The 16,382-nt window shown below is 57.3% G+C and carries 14 protein-coding genes; 7 read left to right on the forward strand and 7 right to left on the reverse strand.

From position 1 onward, the window contains the following. Positions 1-84: 84 nt before the first annotated feature. Positions 85-303 (forward strand): hypothetical protein, encoded by a 219-nt coding sequence (locus C443_RS20420; protein WP_049944187.1) that lies wholly within the window; start codon positions 85-87, stop codon positions 301-303. A gap of 103 nt (positions 304-406) precedes the next feature. On the opposite strand, the gene C443_RS20425 is transcribed toward C443_RS20420, so the two are convergent. Further along, positions 407-1,150, reverse strand: a complete 744-nt coding sequence (locus C443_RS20425) for an ABC transporter permease (protein ID WP_005538844.1) — start codon at positions 1,148-1,150, stop codon at positions 407-409. Further along, the gene (locus C443_RS20430; RefSeq protein WP_005538845.1) at positions 1,147-2,085 is read right to left on the reverse strand and encodes an ABC transporter ATP-binding protein; all 939 of its coding nucleotides are present in this window, start codon (positions 2,083-2,085) and stop codon (positions 1,147-1,149) included. The genes C443_RS20425 and C443_RS20430 overlap by 4 nt, the downstream gene beginning before the upstream one ends. A gap of 113 nt (positions 2,086-2,198) precedes the next feature. Between C443_RS20430 and C443_RS20435 the strand changes: the two genes are divergently transcribed. The 3 genes from C443_RS20435 (at position 2,199) to secY (ending at position 5,515) form a co-directional block, all read left to right on the forward strand. Beyond that, a complete protein-coding gene (locus C443_RS20435; protein ID WP_049944173.1) occupies positions 2,199-3,095 on the forward strand; it encodes an EMC3/TMCO1 family protein in 897 nt (298 codons plus the stop codon). Positions 3,096-3,177: 82 nt separating this feature from the next. After that, a complete protein-coding gene (locus tag C443_RS22445) occupies positions 3,178-3,855 on the forward strand; it encodes a hypothetical protein (protein ID WP_005538847.1) in 678 nt (225 codons plus the stop codon). Positions 3,856-4,045: 190 nt separating this feature from the next. Further along, the gene (gene secY / locus C443_RS20445) at positions 4,046-5,515 is read left to right on the forward strand and encodes a preprotein translocase subunit SecY (RefSeq protein WP_005538848.1); all 1,470 of its coding nucleotides are present in this window, start codon (positions 4,046-4,048) and stop codon (positions 5,513-5,515) included. Between the two features lie 344 nt (positions 5,516-5,859). On the opposite strand, the gene C443_RS20450 is transcribed toward secY, so the two are convergent. The 3 genes from C443_RS20450 to C443_RS22305 are packed head-to-tail and all read right to left on the reverse strand — an operon-like array spanning position 5,860 to position 7,391. Beyond that, the gene (locus C443_RS20450) at positions 5,860-6,537 is read right to left on the reverse strand and encodes a halocyanin domain-containing protein (protein WP_005538849.1); all 678 of its coding nucleotides are present in this window, start codon (positions 6,535-6,537) and stop codon (positions 5,860-5,862) included. Positions 6,538-6,597: 60 nt separating this feature from the next. Further along, a complete protein-coding gene (locus tag C443_RS22300; RefSeq protein WP_229727328.1) occupies positions 6,598-6,909 on the reverse strand; it encodes a universal stress protein in 312 nt (103 codons plus the stop codon). A gap of 35 nt (positions 6,910-6,944) precedes the next feature. Next, complete coding sequence (locus C443_RS22305; RefSeq protein ID WP_049944175.1) at positions 6,945-7,391, reverse strand: universal stress protein; 447 nt, start codon at positions 7,389-7,391, stop codon at positions 6,945-6,947. Between the two features lie 379 nt (positions 7,392-7,770). Here C443_RS22305 and C443_RS20465 point away from each other — a divergent pair, with 379 nt between their 5' ends. After that, positions 7,771-7,989 carry a hypothetical protein gene (locus tag C443_RS20465; RefSeq protein WP_005538852.1) on the forward strand — a complete coding sequence of 73 codons (219 nt, stop codon included), beginning with the start codon at positions 7,771-7,773 and terminating at the stop codon, positions 7,987-7,989. Between the two features lie 854 nt (positions 7,990-8,843). On the opposite strand, the gene C443_RS20475 is transcribed toward C443_RS20465, so the two are convergent. Together C443_RS20475 and C443_RS20480 are read right to left on the reverse strand one after the other, a co-directional pair. Continuing rightward, the gene (locus C443_RS20475; RefSeq protein ID WP_049944177.1) at positions 8,844-9,944 is read right to left on the reverse strand and encodes an ABC transporter substrate-binding protein; all 1,101 of its coding nucleotides are present in this window, start codon (positions 9,942-9,944) and stop codon (positions 8,844-8,846) included. A gap of 58 nt (positions 9,945-10,002) precedes the next feature. After that, on the reverse strand, positions 10,003-11,193 hold the full coding sequence (locus C443_RS20480; protein ID WP_049944178.1) for an MFS transporter: 1,191 nt from the start codon (positions 11,191-11,193) through the stop codon (positions 10,003-10,005). Positions 11,194-11,282: 89 nt separating this feature from the next. Between C443_RS20480 and C443_RS20485 the strand changes: the two genes are divergently transcribed. Together C443_RS20485 and C443_RS20490 are read left to right on the forward strand one after the other, a co-directional pair. After that, the gene (locus tag C443_RS20485; protein ID WP_049944179.1) at positions 11,283-13,370 is read left to right on the forward strand and encodes an IucA/IucC family protein; all 2,088 of its coding nucleotides are present in this window, start codon (positions 11,283-11,285) and stop codon (positions 13,368-13,370) included. A 200-nt stretch (positions 13,371-13,570) separates the two neighbouring features. Continuing rightward, on the forward strand, positions 13,571-15,406 hold the full coding sequence (locus C443_RS20490) for an IucA/IucC family protein (RefSeq protein ID WP_204366049.1): 1,836 nt from the start codon (positions 13,571-13,573) through the stop codon (positions 15,404-15,406). Positions 15,407-16,382: the final 976 nt, after the last annotated feature.

The raw sequence follows: 16,382 nt of genomic DNA on the forward strand, positions 1-16,382 counted from the left end.
CGGGTCAACAGCGGTTTGTCCCGTGGTAACTTGTAACGCTTTCTCGCCAGACTTATGTTCCCGATTACGCTACCTGTTGCTGTGATGAGCGAGTTTACCGAGGCCCACGAGCGTGGGGTCCATGCATTCACCCGGAGCTTATTACACAAGGAACAGGCGTGCAGTAACTGTAGTTTCCAAGATACAGTCCTTCACAGCGATTGGCAGACTCACGTCGAAACGGACCACCAGTCGGGCCACATACGGTATCGGCTCACGTGTCCGGACTGCCAGTCCGAGGAAGTGCTCGATATCGACATTTGAGTATAGCGGAGTTGCCGGAGTAAACCCGAGAGCACTCGATAGTAACAACCACTAAGCCATTGTTAGGGCTGGCCTGTCAAGAGTGAGGGCACTGTTCGCCCCGTCACTCTTGTGGCACAGCGTAGGCACCGAGGGCGAAAACCAGCGCAGCGAACATCGCCAGTACCAGCTGGTCGAGCCAGGCCGGCTGGTTGAGGTACGTGACGTTTCTGACCCCGCGAGAGAAGTACGTGAGCGGTGACAGACCGATCACCGGGCGGAACCACGTCGGAAGCCGCTCCGGCATAACGAACGTCTCAGAGAGGAACACGAGCGGCAGCGCCACGGCATTACTGGCAGCGACAACGCCGTCCTGTGAGCCAGTGATCCGTCCCAGTATGGCTCCGAGCCCGCAAAAGACCACGACTGCGAGGCTGATAAACGGAAGGAGCAACGGCGAGAGTCGGATAGTCTCGCCCACGAGCAGTTCCAGCACCCCCAGCACGACGGAACTCGCGAGAACGATGATAGCGATATTGACGAGGGTATGTGCCGCCAACCACTCGCTCGGGCTCGCAGGCGTGGTCGACAGTTTCTGAAACCGGTTCCCGTCCCGATATCGGGCGAGTGAACTCCCGATTCTGGACAGCGGCGTAAAGAGGACGATAACCGCCAGATAGCCCGGCACGTAGAAGCTGGTTGGGTGTCCGAACAGACCGCCGCCCGCCGGGTTCGCCTGAACGACGATGCCGAAGATCCCGACAAGGATGAGCGGGAATCCAAAGGTGAAAAACACGGCCGTCCGCCGACGAAGGAACGTTCGCCACGCCGCTCCGGCCTCGGCAGTGACACGGCTCGTCCGACTCATTGAGACCGACCCCCAGCGGTAACAGGCTCTCGCGAGGGTCCGTCTTCGTGGATACGCTCATCGGTGAGACTCAGGTAGACATCTTCGAGGGAGGGGTCGGTCCATGTGAGCGTCTCATACGTAACTCCCTGCGCGTCCAGCTGTCCGACGACCCGCCCGATATCAGCTGTCGCAACATCTAGAATTCGTATGCCGTCTTCCGTCGACTCGACCTCTGCGTCAAGCCCCGCCAGTTGCTCTGGAGACGTTTCTGTCTCGACGAGGAGATGCGTACCGCCGCCGTAGGATTCGATAAGGTCGGTCGGCGGGCCGACTTCGACGAGTGTGCCGTCATCGAGCAAGGCGACTCGATCTGCGAGGTGCTGGGCTTCTTTCATGTAGTGGGTCGTGAGAAATATCGTCGTCCCCCCGGCCGCCAAGTCGTCGATGAGTGACCAGAGCGACTGGCGGCCAGCCGGATCGATTCCCGTCGTTGGCTCGTCGAGAAAGAGGAGGTCAGGGTCGTTGACGAGAGCAATGCCGACGCAGACACGCCGCTGCTGCCCTCCTGATAGGTTCCTGTACCACGTCTCATCGGCTGTTTCCATGCCGACAGCAGTGAGTACGTCGTCGACGCGCTGGGGGTCGTCGTAGAGTCCCTGATAGTACGTTACTAGTTCACGTGCTGTCAGCCGTTCCGGCGGTGTAAACGACTGGGGCAACAATCCGAGACGACCGTCCTCGACACTGGTCGGTGACTCGCCGAAGATGCTAACCGAGCCCGAATCGGGTGTTGCTGTTCCAGTAAGGGCTTCGACGAGGGTCGTCTTTCCAGCCCCATTTGGGCCAACTAGTGCGAATATCTCCCCACCGTCGACATTAATCGACACGTCGTCGAGTGCGACCGTGTCGTCGTACCGTTTGCTGATACTCTCCGCTAGAACTGCTGGGGGCATAGCTGAACGTGTGCTGTCTTCGGACCTAAGCTATTCGCTTCGGGACGACGGTAGTAGGAAACCGGCGGGACAGAAGAATTGATAACGGTTCAGTTTTAGAATTACCTGTTGGAATGCCAGACAAACCGATACCATCGGTTATAGAAGAACCAGCGATGCGTGACGCTCTCGCTACGGTGGTCGAGCACAGTGACGACGGAAACGAACCGCTCCAGTGGAACGACGTGAGTGAGTCGCTGTCCAGTGAGGAGTGGGGGCGGCTCGTACGGGAGGAGGTGCTTGTCAGTGACGGCACTGGATTTACCTTGGCGAATCCAGAGCGGGTGCGGGAGGCACTGCAACCGGACGAACCGCTGGACACAACGACGGACACGGACGGAATCGAGGCCGAATCGTGGGCCTGGTATGACAAGACAGCAGGGCTGGCGGCCCTCTCACTCTTTGCAGGGTACTGGAGCACCGGTATCAGGAATACCATCGCATCGTACGATGATCTCCTTCTTGCCCCGATCACGGATGCGCTCCCGTTTTTCGCCGTCATCATATTGCTCGCACTCGTCACCGGACTGTATTCGACCGTACTGCAGTCACGGCTGAGAGACACCGAGACGATACAGGCGTATCAGGAGTGGATGAACGAATTGAAAGAACGCAAGGAGGCGGCAAAAGAGCGCGGGGACGATGAAGCCCTCGAGGAACTACAGGAGGAACAACTGGAAGCCGCTGGCGACCAGCTCGGGATGTTCAAACTACAGTTCCGGCCGATGGTGTGGATCATGCTCTTGACCATTCCAGTGTTCCTTTGGCTCCGGTGGAAAGTCCGTGGCGGGCATCTCAGTGGGACCGAAGCCGGGTTGATCGTACCACTCGCCGGTGCCGTCGGCTGGCAAGAGCCGTTGTTCGGACCCATGAAAACATGGATTGTCTGGTACTTTCTCTGTTCGATGGTATCGCGGCAGCTCATCCAGAAGACCCTCGATATTCGACCGTCCGCCTCGCCGTCAGACTGACAGGTCCTTAGTGATTGTTACTTGGCCCCCGAAAGAGTAAAGACGAAACTGATTAGCGACACGGCGACAGGATGTCGAGTGAATGCCGTCGTCACGCTCGCGTCTCAAGTCACCGGTATCGCTAGTCGTCTTCAGCATCGGCGTCTATTTCCTCGTACTGGGAGCGCTGGGGGCACTGGCCGACACTCACCCGGCGATCGGTGTCTCAGGGTGGGGACTGTATGCTGATAGGAATCTGGAGGTCATCGGGGTGCTTACCGGCGGTGTCGCACTCCTCGGGGAGTCAGTCCTCATACCGGCGGGCTGTGATACCCCGCCAACACTCGATTGCCAGACAGTGTACATGACCGAGCCATTGCAGGAGATGCTTCTTTCGCTTGCCGCGGAAGCGGAGCCGGACACGGTGTCGTTCGGCCTCGCGGTCACGCCGGCGGGAGAACTCGAAGCCGGTATCGACGCCCCTGACCAGGCCCCGGTCTTTTCAGACGTCTACCTACCCGAAGCGCCGAACTCGGTCAGTTCCGTATTCGGCATTGACCTGTCGACCCCACCACAGCGGACGCAGGGTCGGTTCATCTCACACCCACGCTCCGGGCTGGAGGTGACCAAACGCGATGACCTGCACGAAGTCGTCTTTGTCGCTGTGCCACCCTGGGACGATGCATCTATCGCGGCGTTTGATCGGGCAGGCCGGCGCCACCGTCTCGAAACGGTGGACGCGGCGGCGAACCCGGACGTTCCCGAACCAGTAAACATTTGAAAGGCCACACAAGAGATAGCGACAACCACCGCGTCAGCAGTATCATCGGCAGTGCTACGTAGAGTGGCAGCGGTAGAGCTGTCTGTGACCTGTTCTGGCGTGGGGGTCTCACAAGCATGACGCATATGATTCGTTGTCGGTACAGCTGTCAGTATGGTATCGTCACTTGGCCGTGCGCTGGAGGACAGCGATGAGCTGGAAAGACACTGCAGAACCCGTGCTGGTCCGGATGCCAGCCGTCCGCAAGCCGGACCGACACATCCCGTTCAAACGGAAACTGGCGTGGACGGCAGGCGTGCTGGTCCTCTATTTTTTCCTGACGAACGTGATGCTGTTCGGGCTTGATATCACCCGTGATCAGGCCGTGTTCGGTCGCTTTAGCTCGATACTTGCGTCCGGCCAGGGATCAGTGCTACAGCTCGGCATCGGACCCATCGTCACGGCGAGTATCGTCTTACAGCTGCTGGGTGGAGCCAATCTCCTTGGACTCGATACACAGAACGACCCACGCGACCAGATACTCTATCAGGGCCTTCAGAAGCTGCTGGTGCTGGTGATGATCTGTCTGACCGGCTTGCCGATGGTGTTTGCAGGGAATTTCCTGCCTGTTGACACCCAGGTGGCCCAGTCGCTAGGTATTGGAACCGCCGGTGTCCAGTGGCTCATCTTCGCACAGATGTTCGTCGGTGGATTGCTCATTCTCCTCATGGACGAAGTGATCTCCAAGTGGGGGGTCGGCTCCGGTATCGGCCTGTTTATCGTCGCTGGCATCAGTCAGCGACTCGTCGGCGGGTTGCTTACACATCCGGTTATCGGCGGTCAACAGTACGGTATTATCCTGACCTGGATACGGATGGCAACCGGCGACGTTCCTATTGGCCCCGTATTCAGTTCCGACGGCCTTCAGGCACTCCTGTTCACACAGGGTCATTTACTCCAACTCTTTACGACACTCCTCATCTTCGCTATCGTCGTCTACGCCGAATCCGTGCGGGTAGAGATCCCACTCTCGAACGCGAGAGTAAAGGGTGCACGAGGTAGATTCCCGGTGAAACTCATTTACGCGAGCGTCCTCCCGATGATATTCGTCCGCGCCATACAGGCGAACATTCAGTTCCTGGGCCGTATTTTGCGGGCGCAACTGCAGAGTCTGCCAGCGTGGCTCGGTGTCTACGCGAACGGGCGTCCTGTCGGGGGACTGTTTTATTTTCTTGCACCGATCCACTCTCCGCGTGACTGGATGTGGTTCCTCGGCGGGGCTACCCAACCTGTCTGGAAAGTACTGCTCCGGATGGGCATTGACCTCACGTTTATGATCGCCGGTGGTGCCATCTTCGCCGTCTTTTGGGTTGAGACTGCCGATATGGGGCCTGAGCCGACGGCACAACAGATTCATAGTTCCGGGATGCAGATACCTGGCTTCCGCCAGAACGTCGGCGTCATTGAGAAGGTTCTGGAGCGATATATCCCACAAGTCACGGTTCTGGGAGGCGCGCTTGTCGGTCTGCTGGCGGTCATGGCGAACATGCTTGGCACCATCGGCGGTGTTGGGGGAACAAGCTTGCTGCTCACTGTCTCGATTACGTATAAGTTGTACGAGGAGATCGCTGAAGAGCAACTCATGGAGATGCATCCGATGATGCGCCAGCTGTTCGGGTGATCTTGCGAAGCGAGTGGTCGTTCGCTGCGCGTCTTGGAATCCGAATGAAACCACCGATGCTCGGAAAACAACCACTAAGCCCCTGTTAATATTTTCCTCTTCCGGGAGCTATCACAGTCCCACCATGAGCCGACCGAGCAAATAGAGCCAGTACCAGGTGAAGAGATCGTCGAAATAAAAGGAAGACAAGCGGTTCACCGTTCTAAAACGGGAGCCGTGCGATGATGGCTGTCCAGACTGTCCCTACGGGCCATACGTATATACGGTGACACGCGAGAAACGGCCGAACGGCGAGACACACTTTCACTGGACGTTCATGCGCCCGTGTGTTGGTGACGAATAAATCAGTCGTTACTGCCGCTGGTATGCGGTGATTCGGCGTACTTGAGCTGGAAGAAGGCGAATATCATCGGGAGGATCACGGCGAAACCTGCACCGAAACCAATGAAGTGTGGCTGTAACGGCACTCCCGCCTGGTGGGGGTCTACTTCGACGGGCCCACCACCACCAATAGTTGTTGTCGGATATTCTTCGCCCACGACCACAGCGCCCTTCATCCCGAGGCCCTTGTGCGGGTCACAGTAGTACTTGTAGAGACCAGCCTCCTCGAACGTGTGTTCGTAGTTGACTCCAGCACTCCCCGTTGGTGACCCTGAGTCAAGTGGGCCGTCGCCGTCCGAGACGACGTTGTGGCCGCCACCCTCGCCGGTCCACTCGAACTGGACTGTCGTGCCCGTGTCGACGTGGATCGCGGGCGGGCCGAAGCCGAATGCGCCGCCGTTTGCCTGCACACCGACTTCGACTGTTGCCGACTCCTGTCCTGTTGCGTCGACGGTGCCCGTTGGGTCACTGAAGTTTCCGACGTCACTAAACCACCCGCCGTAGTCCGGCACTGTGGTTGCTTCACTCCCACCACTCTCACCGCCGCCATCCTCCTGCGCGGCTACGGTTCCAGACACGCTAAGCGTGCTCAGAGCGGTCGCTGTACCTCCGGCTGTCTGGACGAACTGCCGTCTGTCCATCTCAGTTCTACCGTCGTGTACACATCTGCATAAATCTACGGAAAAAGATATCCCGACTCGCTACCGGCGATACCCGCGGAGCCACCGCGTCACGAACGATGTGATACCGAGGTCGCGTTTTGCCATGATAACCGTACTCTGTGCGCGCCGCCCGACGGTTTCGGGAATGGCCCCGACGACTAATTGCTGGAGCATACTCTCACGCGATGCGCCGATGACGGTCATGTCAACGTCGGCAGTCGCCTCGACGATGGAGCCGGCGACGTCATCGCTCTCGATACGCCTCCGGGTCGTCTCAACGTCGTTCAGAATCGAGGCCGTCATTTCGAGCAGTCCCTCGCTGGCCTCGGCCGGCTCTCCGGAGTCGGCCACGGTCAGTATCTCCACCCGGGCATCGTTAACCCGTGCTACTGCTCGGGCCACCTCAGCGGCGAATTCCGCATGGGCCCACCTGCGGTGGGGACCAATATGTCCTCAACGGCTGGCTGGTCTCCGATTCGCTGGACAAGCACGTCACAGCCCGCCTGGGTAACCACTTGGTCGACGTTGCTCCCCAAGGCGACATCCCGCCGGCGGCCCTGGCCGCGCCATCCCATCAAGACGACGTCGACGTCGTTTTGCTCAACGGTGTTCAGGATCGCCGGGGCGACTTCGTGTCCGATTCGAATGGTCTCGCTGACCGGGACATCGGGCCGCTCATTCTCTGCGAACTCCAGCGCCGAATCAAGTACGGCACGTTCCTCCGAGACGAACTGACGGCCCTCCGAGAGGGGTGTCTGCTGTGGGACTGTGACGACGCTCATTACTTCTATTTCGGCATTGCGGTCGGCTGCAACGTCGAAGGCTGTCTCCATCAGCCGATCGACAGTAAACAGCGCGAAAAATCCGTTGAGGAAAAAGCGATGGTTAGCGCCGGGCCGGCCAATCCGGCGGCAAAGCCCGTCAGGGCGAACACGCCTGCACCGATCATCGCGCCCACACCGATACGTGATATCGAAGAGGCTCATGTCTCTCGACAGTTCCGTCTCGACCTCTTCGGACGAGACCGATGTAATCGCATTCCGATCGGCTACCGGGATGACTGAGTGGCATCACGTTCTCGTTATGGTACGGGCTGCAGGTCCGGTTGCGAACGCGATGCTCGAGTTCACCCAGCGACTCTGTCCGAAGCATGGAACGGTTAGTGTCTGTACTTGTATCGAAAAACGTGCTAGTCGAAGAAATGCCGAGATAATGCTCGAAAACCTTGAACAGCCATTCGACAGGCCCGTCGAAACGCGGGTCGCGCACGACTCTGTTGAGCACTTTCTCGAACGCAACGCTACTAATTATGACCTTGTCGTACTCGGAGCGAGCACCGATCGGAGTACGTTTTCGCGCTTGCTCTCAGAGCCGACACACGAGTCGCTCCGTGACCTCGACTGTGACCTGGCTGTCGTCCACCAGAGTTGATTATCCGCGATGAAAGGAAAGAGCGGACGAGAACCGTACTACCAAAGGACACGAGCTGTACGACTCCCGTCGTTCAGAACCGCTCTCGCGGTCAGCGGCGTATCGAGTTGCCGCATTGGTAAATTAGAATGACAACCACTTAGTGGTTGTTACTCAATGAGCGGTATAATGATTCTTGAAGTGAGAAGCGTAAACAGGTCTAGGACGCTCGGACGTATCTTATATCGGCAACCAGTGATTTGATCTACACCCTGCGTGTGCCGAGCAGGGCAATCTATCCTCTTCGCGTTCGAACTCGTCGGTCTTGGGACAATCGCCGTCGGCCACCCCGCCCAGCCGTTCGCCGGTAGCGTCTTCTCTACGGTGATCCCGCATTAATTGCTGGGGTCGGAGCCATTTCTGTCTATTTCTATGAGATCCAGTTGCAATCATACGAATACACTGATATCGAAGTAAGAAACAATACTATAGGCGGCGATGTTATATCTCAACCCTCATATCTACGATTATATGCCCTCGTCGCGTTCGTGACGGCAACGGCCTTATTTCCTGAGCAGATACTCTAGTCCAGGGGACCGTACTCGCTGTTACGGCGAGCAGGCTCTTTGTGATCAGAAACTTGTACTCTTCCTCATACTCAAATTTGTTCTGAGGGACTTTCTGATCAAACATCAAAATTTGGCAACTTACTTTATTTCTATTACTATATTCTAGAACAGAATGGCGGCGGCGGGGTTACGGAGTTGAGACGGTGGCCCAGCTAAACCGTTGCCCGTACGCTCCCATCTCAGTAGTATCGGACATGAACGAAGCCGTCGATGGTCGGTTCCATATCGGACGGCCCTTTCAGTCAGTTAGCCATCGCCATTGATGATATCCGCGACCCTTTGCCGGTCGAACAGCGTCTCATCGGAGAACACGTCAGAGTAGATCCGCTGGGCCGCGGCTTCGGTCTGGAAGAGGTTGATGATCGGTCCCTGATCGAGATATCCGCCGCGGTAGACCGCGTCGTTCTGGACGGCGGTCAGTTCGCTGGCGACAGGGTTGTTCCGCATCGGCTCTACGATGGACTCCTCGAACGTCGCTTGATCCTTTTCGACCTGCCCACGGACCAGCAGGACATCCGGATCGATATCCAGCAGCGTCTCGAAATCTACTTTGAGACTCGTGTTGCCGGAGTAGTGTCCTACGTCGGTCCCTTCGAAAGCGTCCCGGAGCCGCAGATCGCGCCAGTGTTTCTTTCCGACACCACCGTCGTACAGCTGGTAGGGGTAGAACGTCTCCGGCGTTTCGTCTGCGGGGTAGAGTAGTGCGGCCTCCGGTGTCGTTTCGGGCAGTTGTTCCCGAAGGTCCGTCAGGAACTCCTCGTGGAACGACGCAAACTGCTGGTAGCGCTGCTCGCGGCCGAAGACCTGTGCAATCTTCTCGAAGGCCTCGTACAGTGAGTAATACGGGTAGTCGTGCCAGTCGTCGCTACGCCGCCGGATGAAGTTCCCGAAGAAGGGCCCGATGTTCTCTTTGACCTCTTGGATGTCTCGGTCGTCCCAGTCGTACCAGTTGAGAAGTTGGTTTGGTTCCATGAAGTGAACGTCGGCATCCATCTCGTAGAACAACTCTTTATCGACGCCGTCCTGATAGAGAGTCGTCACCGCATCTGGATCGTACTCGACACCGGGGAGCTCCTCGTAATACTCGGTGGCATACCGGTACGGCAACTGTATTCCAAGTGTCTGGCCCGCGTCGAGGGCCATCCCCATGTCGGCGTAACTCGGTAGCAGTGCCACCCAATCTTCGGGTGGCTCCTCGAAGGTCACGGGTCCCATTGGCTCCATCGAAACAGTGTAAGAGCTGCTACTTTCGGTTACTGACTCACTTTCACCGCTTCCATTGCTACAGCCTGCCAACAGTCCGGTCGCTGAAACGATACCACTCGTAATATAGGTTCGTCTCCGCATCGTGCTTTAGGCTAGCCTAAAAGTATAAAAACCTATTGGAATGTACGTCTGATTAACATCAACCTGCACCAGAGATGGCCTCCTTCGGTGCATGGCTGGCATCAAGCGAGGCCGCAACAACGGCAGTCCCGACAACCACGGCAGCGGTCGCATAGAAGACGGCATTCACCGAGACAATATCGTGGAGGGTCCCTGCCATGATTGGTGCTAGAACGGAGCCGGGCTTCCAGAGGAGACTCCGTAGCGACAGGGAGGTAACAGCCCGAGAGGCCGTCCCCGCCTCGGTGAATAAGGCGACGCTTGCAGGCACCCGACAGGCATCGGCGAGTCCGAACAGAAATGCACAGGCAGTGAGGGCTGTGACTGACTGGGCGAACGGAATGACTAATGCGGCGGTGGCATAACTGAGCGCAGCGGCACCGAGTAGTGGTCGCCGGCCGACCCGGTCGGCCAGTGCGCCGGCATATCCTTGGCAGATAGTCCGTGCTACCCGGGGAGCGGTGAGAACGATACCGACCGACAACGGTGATACCGACACTGCAAGGTAGGCGTAAATAGGGAGATATACTCTGACGGCAGTCTTGGCGAAGCCGAAACCAACGCGAAAAGCAGCGATTCCGTGTATCGCAGGGTGGCCAATGAGTCGTCGGTAGGCAGCGGGGCCTCCAGCGGGATCGAAGTCATCGACGCCGAGGTCGGTTCTAGTCAACGCCCAGGCGCTGACCAGACTCACCCCAGCGAGTAGAAGATAGCCGGGGGCAAACCCTGCCATCTTGTAAATCGCCCCCGCACTTGCAGTACCGAGGCCACCGGCGAGTGCACCGACTTGGTTGAACACACCTACCTGTCGGCCACGGTCATCTGCTACGGCCCGGCCTGAGACCGCAGCAGTCCCAAGCACGAACAGCACGCTGATCGTAGCGCCTTGAGCAACCCGTGCCGCGATCAACGTCAGTTCATCGGTAACAAATACGAACCCGAGGTAAGTTGCCACACTCGCACATGCGGCCCCTACAAGCAGGCGTTTTATTTCGTCGCCGCTCACCCACGCCCCCAGTGCTACTGTTGTCGCGGTTTGTGAGAGCGCGAAAACCGTAGTGAACATCCCGATCCAGAATCCAGTCGCATCGAATGCTGCCGCGTAGAACGACAGATAGGTTGCTGTTAGCGCGTATCCATAAGCACGAATAACTGATGTTGCTGACAGCGCCGCAAACGCAGGGCTAGGTCGACGGGTGAGTAGCGGCATACCTAACCTCTTATCTACTGATTGTTATTATATTAGGTATACCTAAAAATAGAAACGCTTATTTTAGGTTGGCCTAGAAGTCTGCGCTGATGACACGATTGTTGAGCGGTGGAGCAGTCGAGGAGCAGCCTCCGGTGGGACACGGAGAATTGACCGACCACGAGCGAACGGGGCTCGCGAGCGCATTCCGATACGCACGCCGCCACGATTTAGCCTCGCCACCGGATGAGGCATATCGACGTGCGGTCACCGCTGCACGGTGGGGAGTACTTGCCCGATTGGTTGGGGGACTCGCTCGCGACCGCCCAGATCCACTTCCGGACCCGCACGTCGTCGACACGACAGATCTGGAGTTACCGGATAACAGCAACGATCCACTCGCATCACTCGATAGTGACTCTCTTAAAGCCCGACTTCCCGATATCGAAAGCGCAGATAGTACTCTTCTCCTCCCATTTCCTGCCTCGGAGGCTGTTATCGCAGTACCAGTCGCTGAGATTCGGGCGTTTGAGCGATACGAGTTCGTCTCACCGGCTATAAACTGTCAAATAGAGGCGACGGAGCCAATCGGGTCACCGGAATCACTCGTGGGCTTTCTTGAATGCGAACAGGTATTCGATGACCCCAGCGCGCCCGAACGGTTCCGGAAGGAGCTCGGGGAAAGCGTGGCGAACCTTGCGCTTGCGCAGCTGGCTCGGCGGGTCCAGTGGTCAGATCGGTCGACAGCACCAACACCGACCGAGTCGAGTGATTTACAGAAGACGGACGCCTCCGCATCATTTGACGGATTAGTTACTGGGGGACACCCCCTCCATCCTGGAGCGAAGATCAGGCACGGGATGTCACCGATCGAGACGTTTTCGTTTGCTCCGGAATTCGCTGACTCGATTCCATTGCGGTTCGCAGCGATCCACTGTGACCGTGCCTTGGAGCAGTACTGCAATGGACAGTCGCTGACTGATCGTCTCTATGCGACTTTCCCCGGGCTTCGGAGCGCCGTTGAGACGGCCCTCCCGTCAGGGCGATCTGTCACAGAATACGCCGTCGTGCCCATCCACCCGTGGCAGTTCCGGCACGTCTTGCCTGAGCGTTACACCGAAGAGCGGGCGGTGGGGACTGTCGTCCCAGTTCCATCGTATACGGTCCCCGCAACCCCGTTGCTATCTCTCCGGACAGTCGTTCCGTCGCCAGAGGCGACAACAACCGACCGGCCGTCACATCTCAAGCTCGCCATCGGTGTCCAGATGACCAACGCAGTCCGAACCCTGTCGCCGCATGCTGTGACGAACGGACCACAGTTGAGCGGGAGATTGGCTACAATATGTGACTCCCTGTCTGTCGAGGGATTTGGCGTACTGGCTGAGCCGGCCGCGACCTGCTATCATCCGCCAGACGGGCCTCATCTCGAGGGATCGGACTACGACGATGCTCGCCACCTTTCAGCGCTCGCTCGTCAGCATCCCGCAACTCATCCTATTGTCAAGGAGAGCCAGCATACGGTGACGGCGGCAAGTCTCCTGTCACGGTCTCCCTCTGGGTATCAGTCAGTACTTAGTGCCACGATCGACGTTTTCGCGGAGGGTCTGTCGGCCACTGATCGATCAACTGTCGTTGAGTCGTTCCTTGCGGCGTATCTCGATGCGGTCATTCCCGGTCCTCTCTCGCTCCTCGTTGACCACGGAATCGCGCTTGAGGCCCACCTCCAGAATACGTACGTAGTGTTTGATGAGGGTCAGCCGACGGGTGCACTCGTCGGTGACTTCGGCGGCATTCGTATCCACGAAGGTCGTTTCGGCGGAGCTGACCTATCACCGTATCCTGAATCCGATGTGATCACCACCGACGCAGGCACGGCTCGTGAGAAGCTCTGGTACGCGCTGTTCCAGAACCATCTCGGTGAACTGATCGGACGGCTCACTGTGACTGAACCAATTACGGCCACAGATTGTTGGGACGTAGTCAGGCGGCGCTGTGAAGAGACGTTCGACGCGATTGCAAGCAGTGATACAGTGCCGGATGGGCGTGTGTCTACCGACCGCTCGTCGCTGTTTGATGATCGGATGGTCCACAAGGCGCTGACGGCGATGCGACTCCGAGACGCTGTCCACGACTACAGCCGAACAACCGTCTCTAACCCCCTTGCAGCCCGTGGTCGTTCAGGGATGTGGGGGGAGTGAGAATGTCGGTATTCGATCCTGCCGACGGCAGACGCCTTAATCTATCCGAAGCTGAACGTCGTCTCGCGAATGCCGTTCCGCTACTTGCACAGGGTGATGGGAGATGTCTGTTCGACAGCTACAGTGCGGCGATCCGACCCGCGCGGCGGGCGATACTACACCGCCTACTCGCCGGGGTGGTTCGTGAGAACATAGGTGGTTTGGCAGAAGAGGCAACGACGTTCCCTTTGTCCGAGCCTGACCAGTCAACTGTCGTCCCACCCGGTTTGTCGGCCCCAACGGTTGCCGACCGACTCCGACCACTCCCACCCACCGCCGAGCGCGCACTTGTACTGCCGCTCCCGTCGATAGACACAACCCTCGCAGTACCTATTGAGGCGATGCGGGCGTACCGCCGGCCCGATCCAGTGGGTGACGTGGTTCGATGTGACGTGGACACAACACGCCGGCTCATGCGGCCCAAGACCGTGCTGCAGACATTGTGGACGGCGGGCCGACTCAATGGCGCAACCCATGATGACGTTGAGCGACTGACCGAGGAGTTCGCCGACAGCGCGGCGAACCTCGCATTGTCGTACACACAACGAAACCAACGCGAATTGTCGATCCGCCAGCAGGCCTCTGACGCTGATTGGGACTCTGATACTGCGTTCTTGCGTGCAGCAACTGATCCCATTTTGCGCTCGGAACGCTTGATAACCGAGGGCCATCCACTCCATCCGGGGGCAAAACTTCGACAAGGATTTTGCTCGTCGGAAGTCGTTTCGTACGCTTCAGAATACGATGGTGTTCCTGAGATCCGGTTCGTAGCAGTCACAAACGAATACTCAAGCGGTGTAACTACCGAGGGCGGCCTCACGCTTTCAGAACGGCTCTACGAGTTAGTCTCAGGTCTTCGTGATGCTGTCGCTGACGCGGTAACAGATGCTGGGCACGACCCCGAATCGATGACAGTTCTCCCGGTCCACCCCTGGCAATACCGCCACGAACTCCCGGAACGGTACGGTCGCGAGCTCGACCGTGGTGTGATAGTTGCTATCCCAGATTGCGCTCTGCCTGCAGCGGCGACCGTCTCACTTCGGACGCTCGTTCCACAGGGAACCAAACGCTCTACACCTCCCCATCTGAAGCTCTCACTGGGTATCCAGACGACATCTTCCATTCGGACAATTACGCCACAGACAGTTCACAACGGTCCACGGATCACTGACGTTCTCGATAGGGTGTTAGATGATGGTCAGTTCAAATCGCTCCGTGGACTGCCCGAAACCGCCGGGGCGTGCTTCCACGACCCCGGCGGTCCACATACTGATGGCCAGAGCCACGACCGGGCCAAACACCTCTCGGCGCTGGTGCGTCACAATCCTCTCAAGTATGTGGATGACGGGAAACTTCCGGTGACGGGAGCAGCGCTGCTGTCCCGTGGTCCGCTTGAAGACCGGCCGCTAATCGATGTCCTAGCTCCAGACGGCGGGCCTGACATGACGGCGTCCTTCCTTCGAAGATATGCTGAAACGATCGTTCCAGATGCGCTTCGATTGCTGGTGGCCTATGGTATCGGATTGGAAGCCCACCTCCAGAACTGTATTATCGTCTTCGATGATGGCTTCCCCGATGAAGTGTTTATCCGTGATTATGGTGGCCTCCGAATCTGTCGGGATCGTCTCGCTGCGGCGTCTCACAGCATCAGCCTATACCCGGGATCAGTAACAGTCTCGGATGAGATGAGACCGGCCTACGACAAACTGACCTATGCGCTCTTTCAGAACCACCTCGCGGAAGTCATCCGTTTCCTTGTCCGGCAAGGCACCATCTCGGAGTCACGCTGCTGGGAGATCGTCTCTGCCGTTGTCGGTGAAACCCTTGAGAATCTGCGTTATGATGGTATTCCGGCGACCTGGATTGATGATGCGGCAGAAGTCCTGTTCGAGTCGACGTGGGAATACAAGTGTTTGACTCGAATGCGTCTCACCGATAAGTCCCACAGCTATGTCCATGAATCGGTTCCGAATCCGTTGTCGCGGTCATCGGAGTAGTTTAGATTGGTTTCAGCTGCCAAGTCCTCGATATCGGGACATAAGCTGCCAGTAGTGGTCAACTTAGGCAATGTCGAACCACCATCACCAGCCGTGACCGACTGCTTGTCATCACATGCACCGGCTTGGGGGCTAATCGCCAGCAACGGTGTTCAGAGTGCTCCAATGTGATAGCCGAACCGTGTGAACATGAGATACTCAAAAATTTGCTCTCGCACGTCTACGATCTCATTCTTGGGGTGAAAGTTATTCTTATTAATTTGGAAGATTCAAAACAGGCTGCATAGGGCTGGATTATAATGTAAAAGAATAACACTTATTCCTAGCTATTGACTTCTGTGAGACAAAATCTAATTCTTGTTCTGGTTGGTTTACTTGCAATAGCAGGATGCGTTGATATGCTAAATGTAGCTGACCAGCAAACTTCTGATGCAACCACATTGACTGAAGTGCTGACTACAAGCTCTCCAGATGGCGACCCTATGGGATACCTACACGTCACCGTCCCAGAAACAGTTCCTGGGAGTGTGGAGGTCATTAATCATGACCGAGTTGAATCCCAGATCATTTGTGAAGGGGTACACAATATCGGAAATTCGACCGAGTATAGACAAAATCTAACGGAACAACAATATAACCGAACGCGCCAGACACTTTCCAAACATGGGTATCATTCGCCCAGCAAACCTGATTTCTCTGCTGAGTATCATACGTTCAAGTAGAGTATCTATTGGCTCAAACGGAATAAAACGTGCCGAACAGTCGATGCCGAGCTCGGCATTCGTGTTCAACCCGATTTATAATATCGGGCCTGACTGAGCCCAAGTTGTGGTGACATCACTTCCGTTCCTCTAACACCAGCTCTTCCAGTCGATCTGGCTGTTCAGACCTAATCGAAGTAGTACGTCAACCCAGCCAGCGCCGGCGACAGCGGTACTGGCTGACCTGGCCGCCGAGACGACCCAGCGTCTTGAAC

Source organism: Haloarcula argentinensis DSM 12282, assembly GCA_000336895.1.
In the GTDB taxonomy this organism is placed as follows: domain Archaea; phylum Halobacteriota; class Halobacteria; order Halobacteriales; family Haloarculaceae; genus Haloarcula; species Haloarcula argentinensis.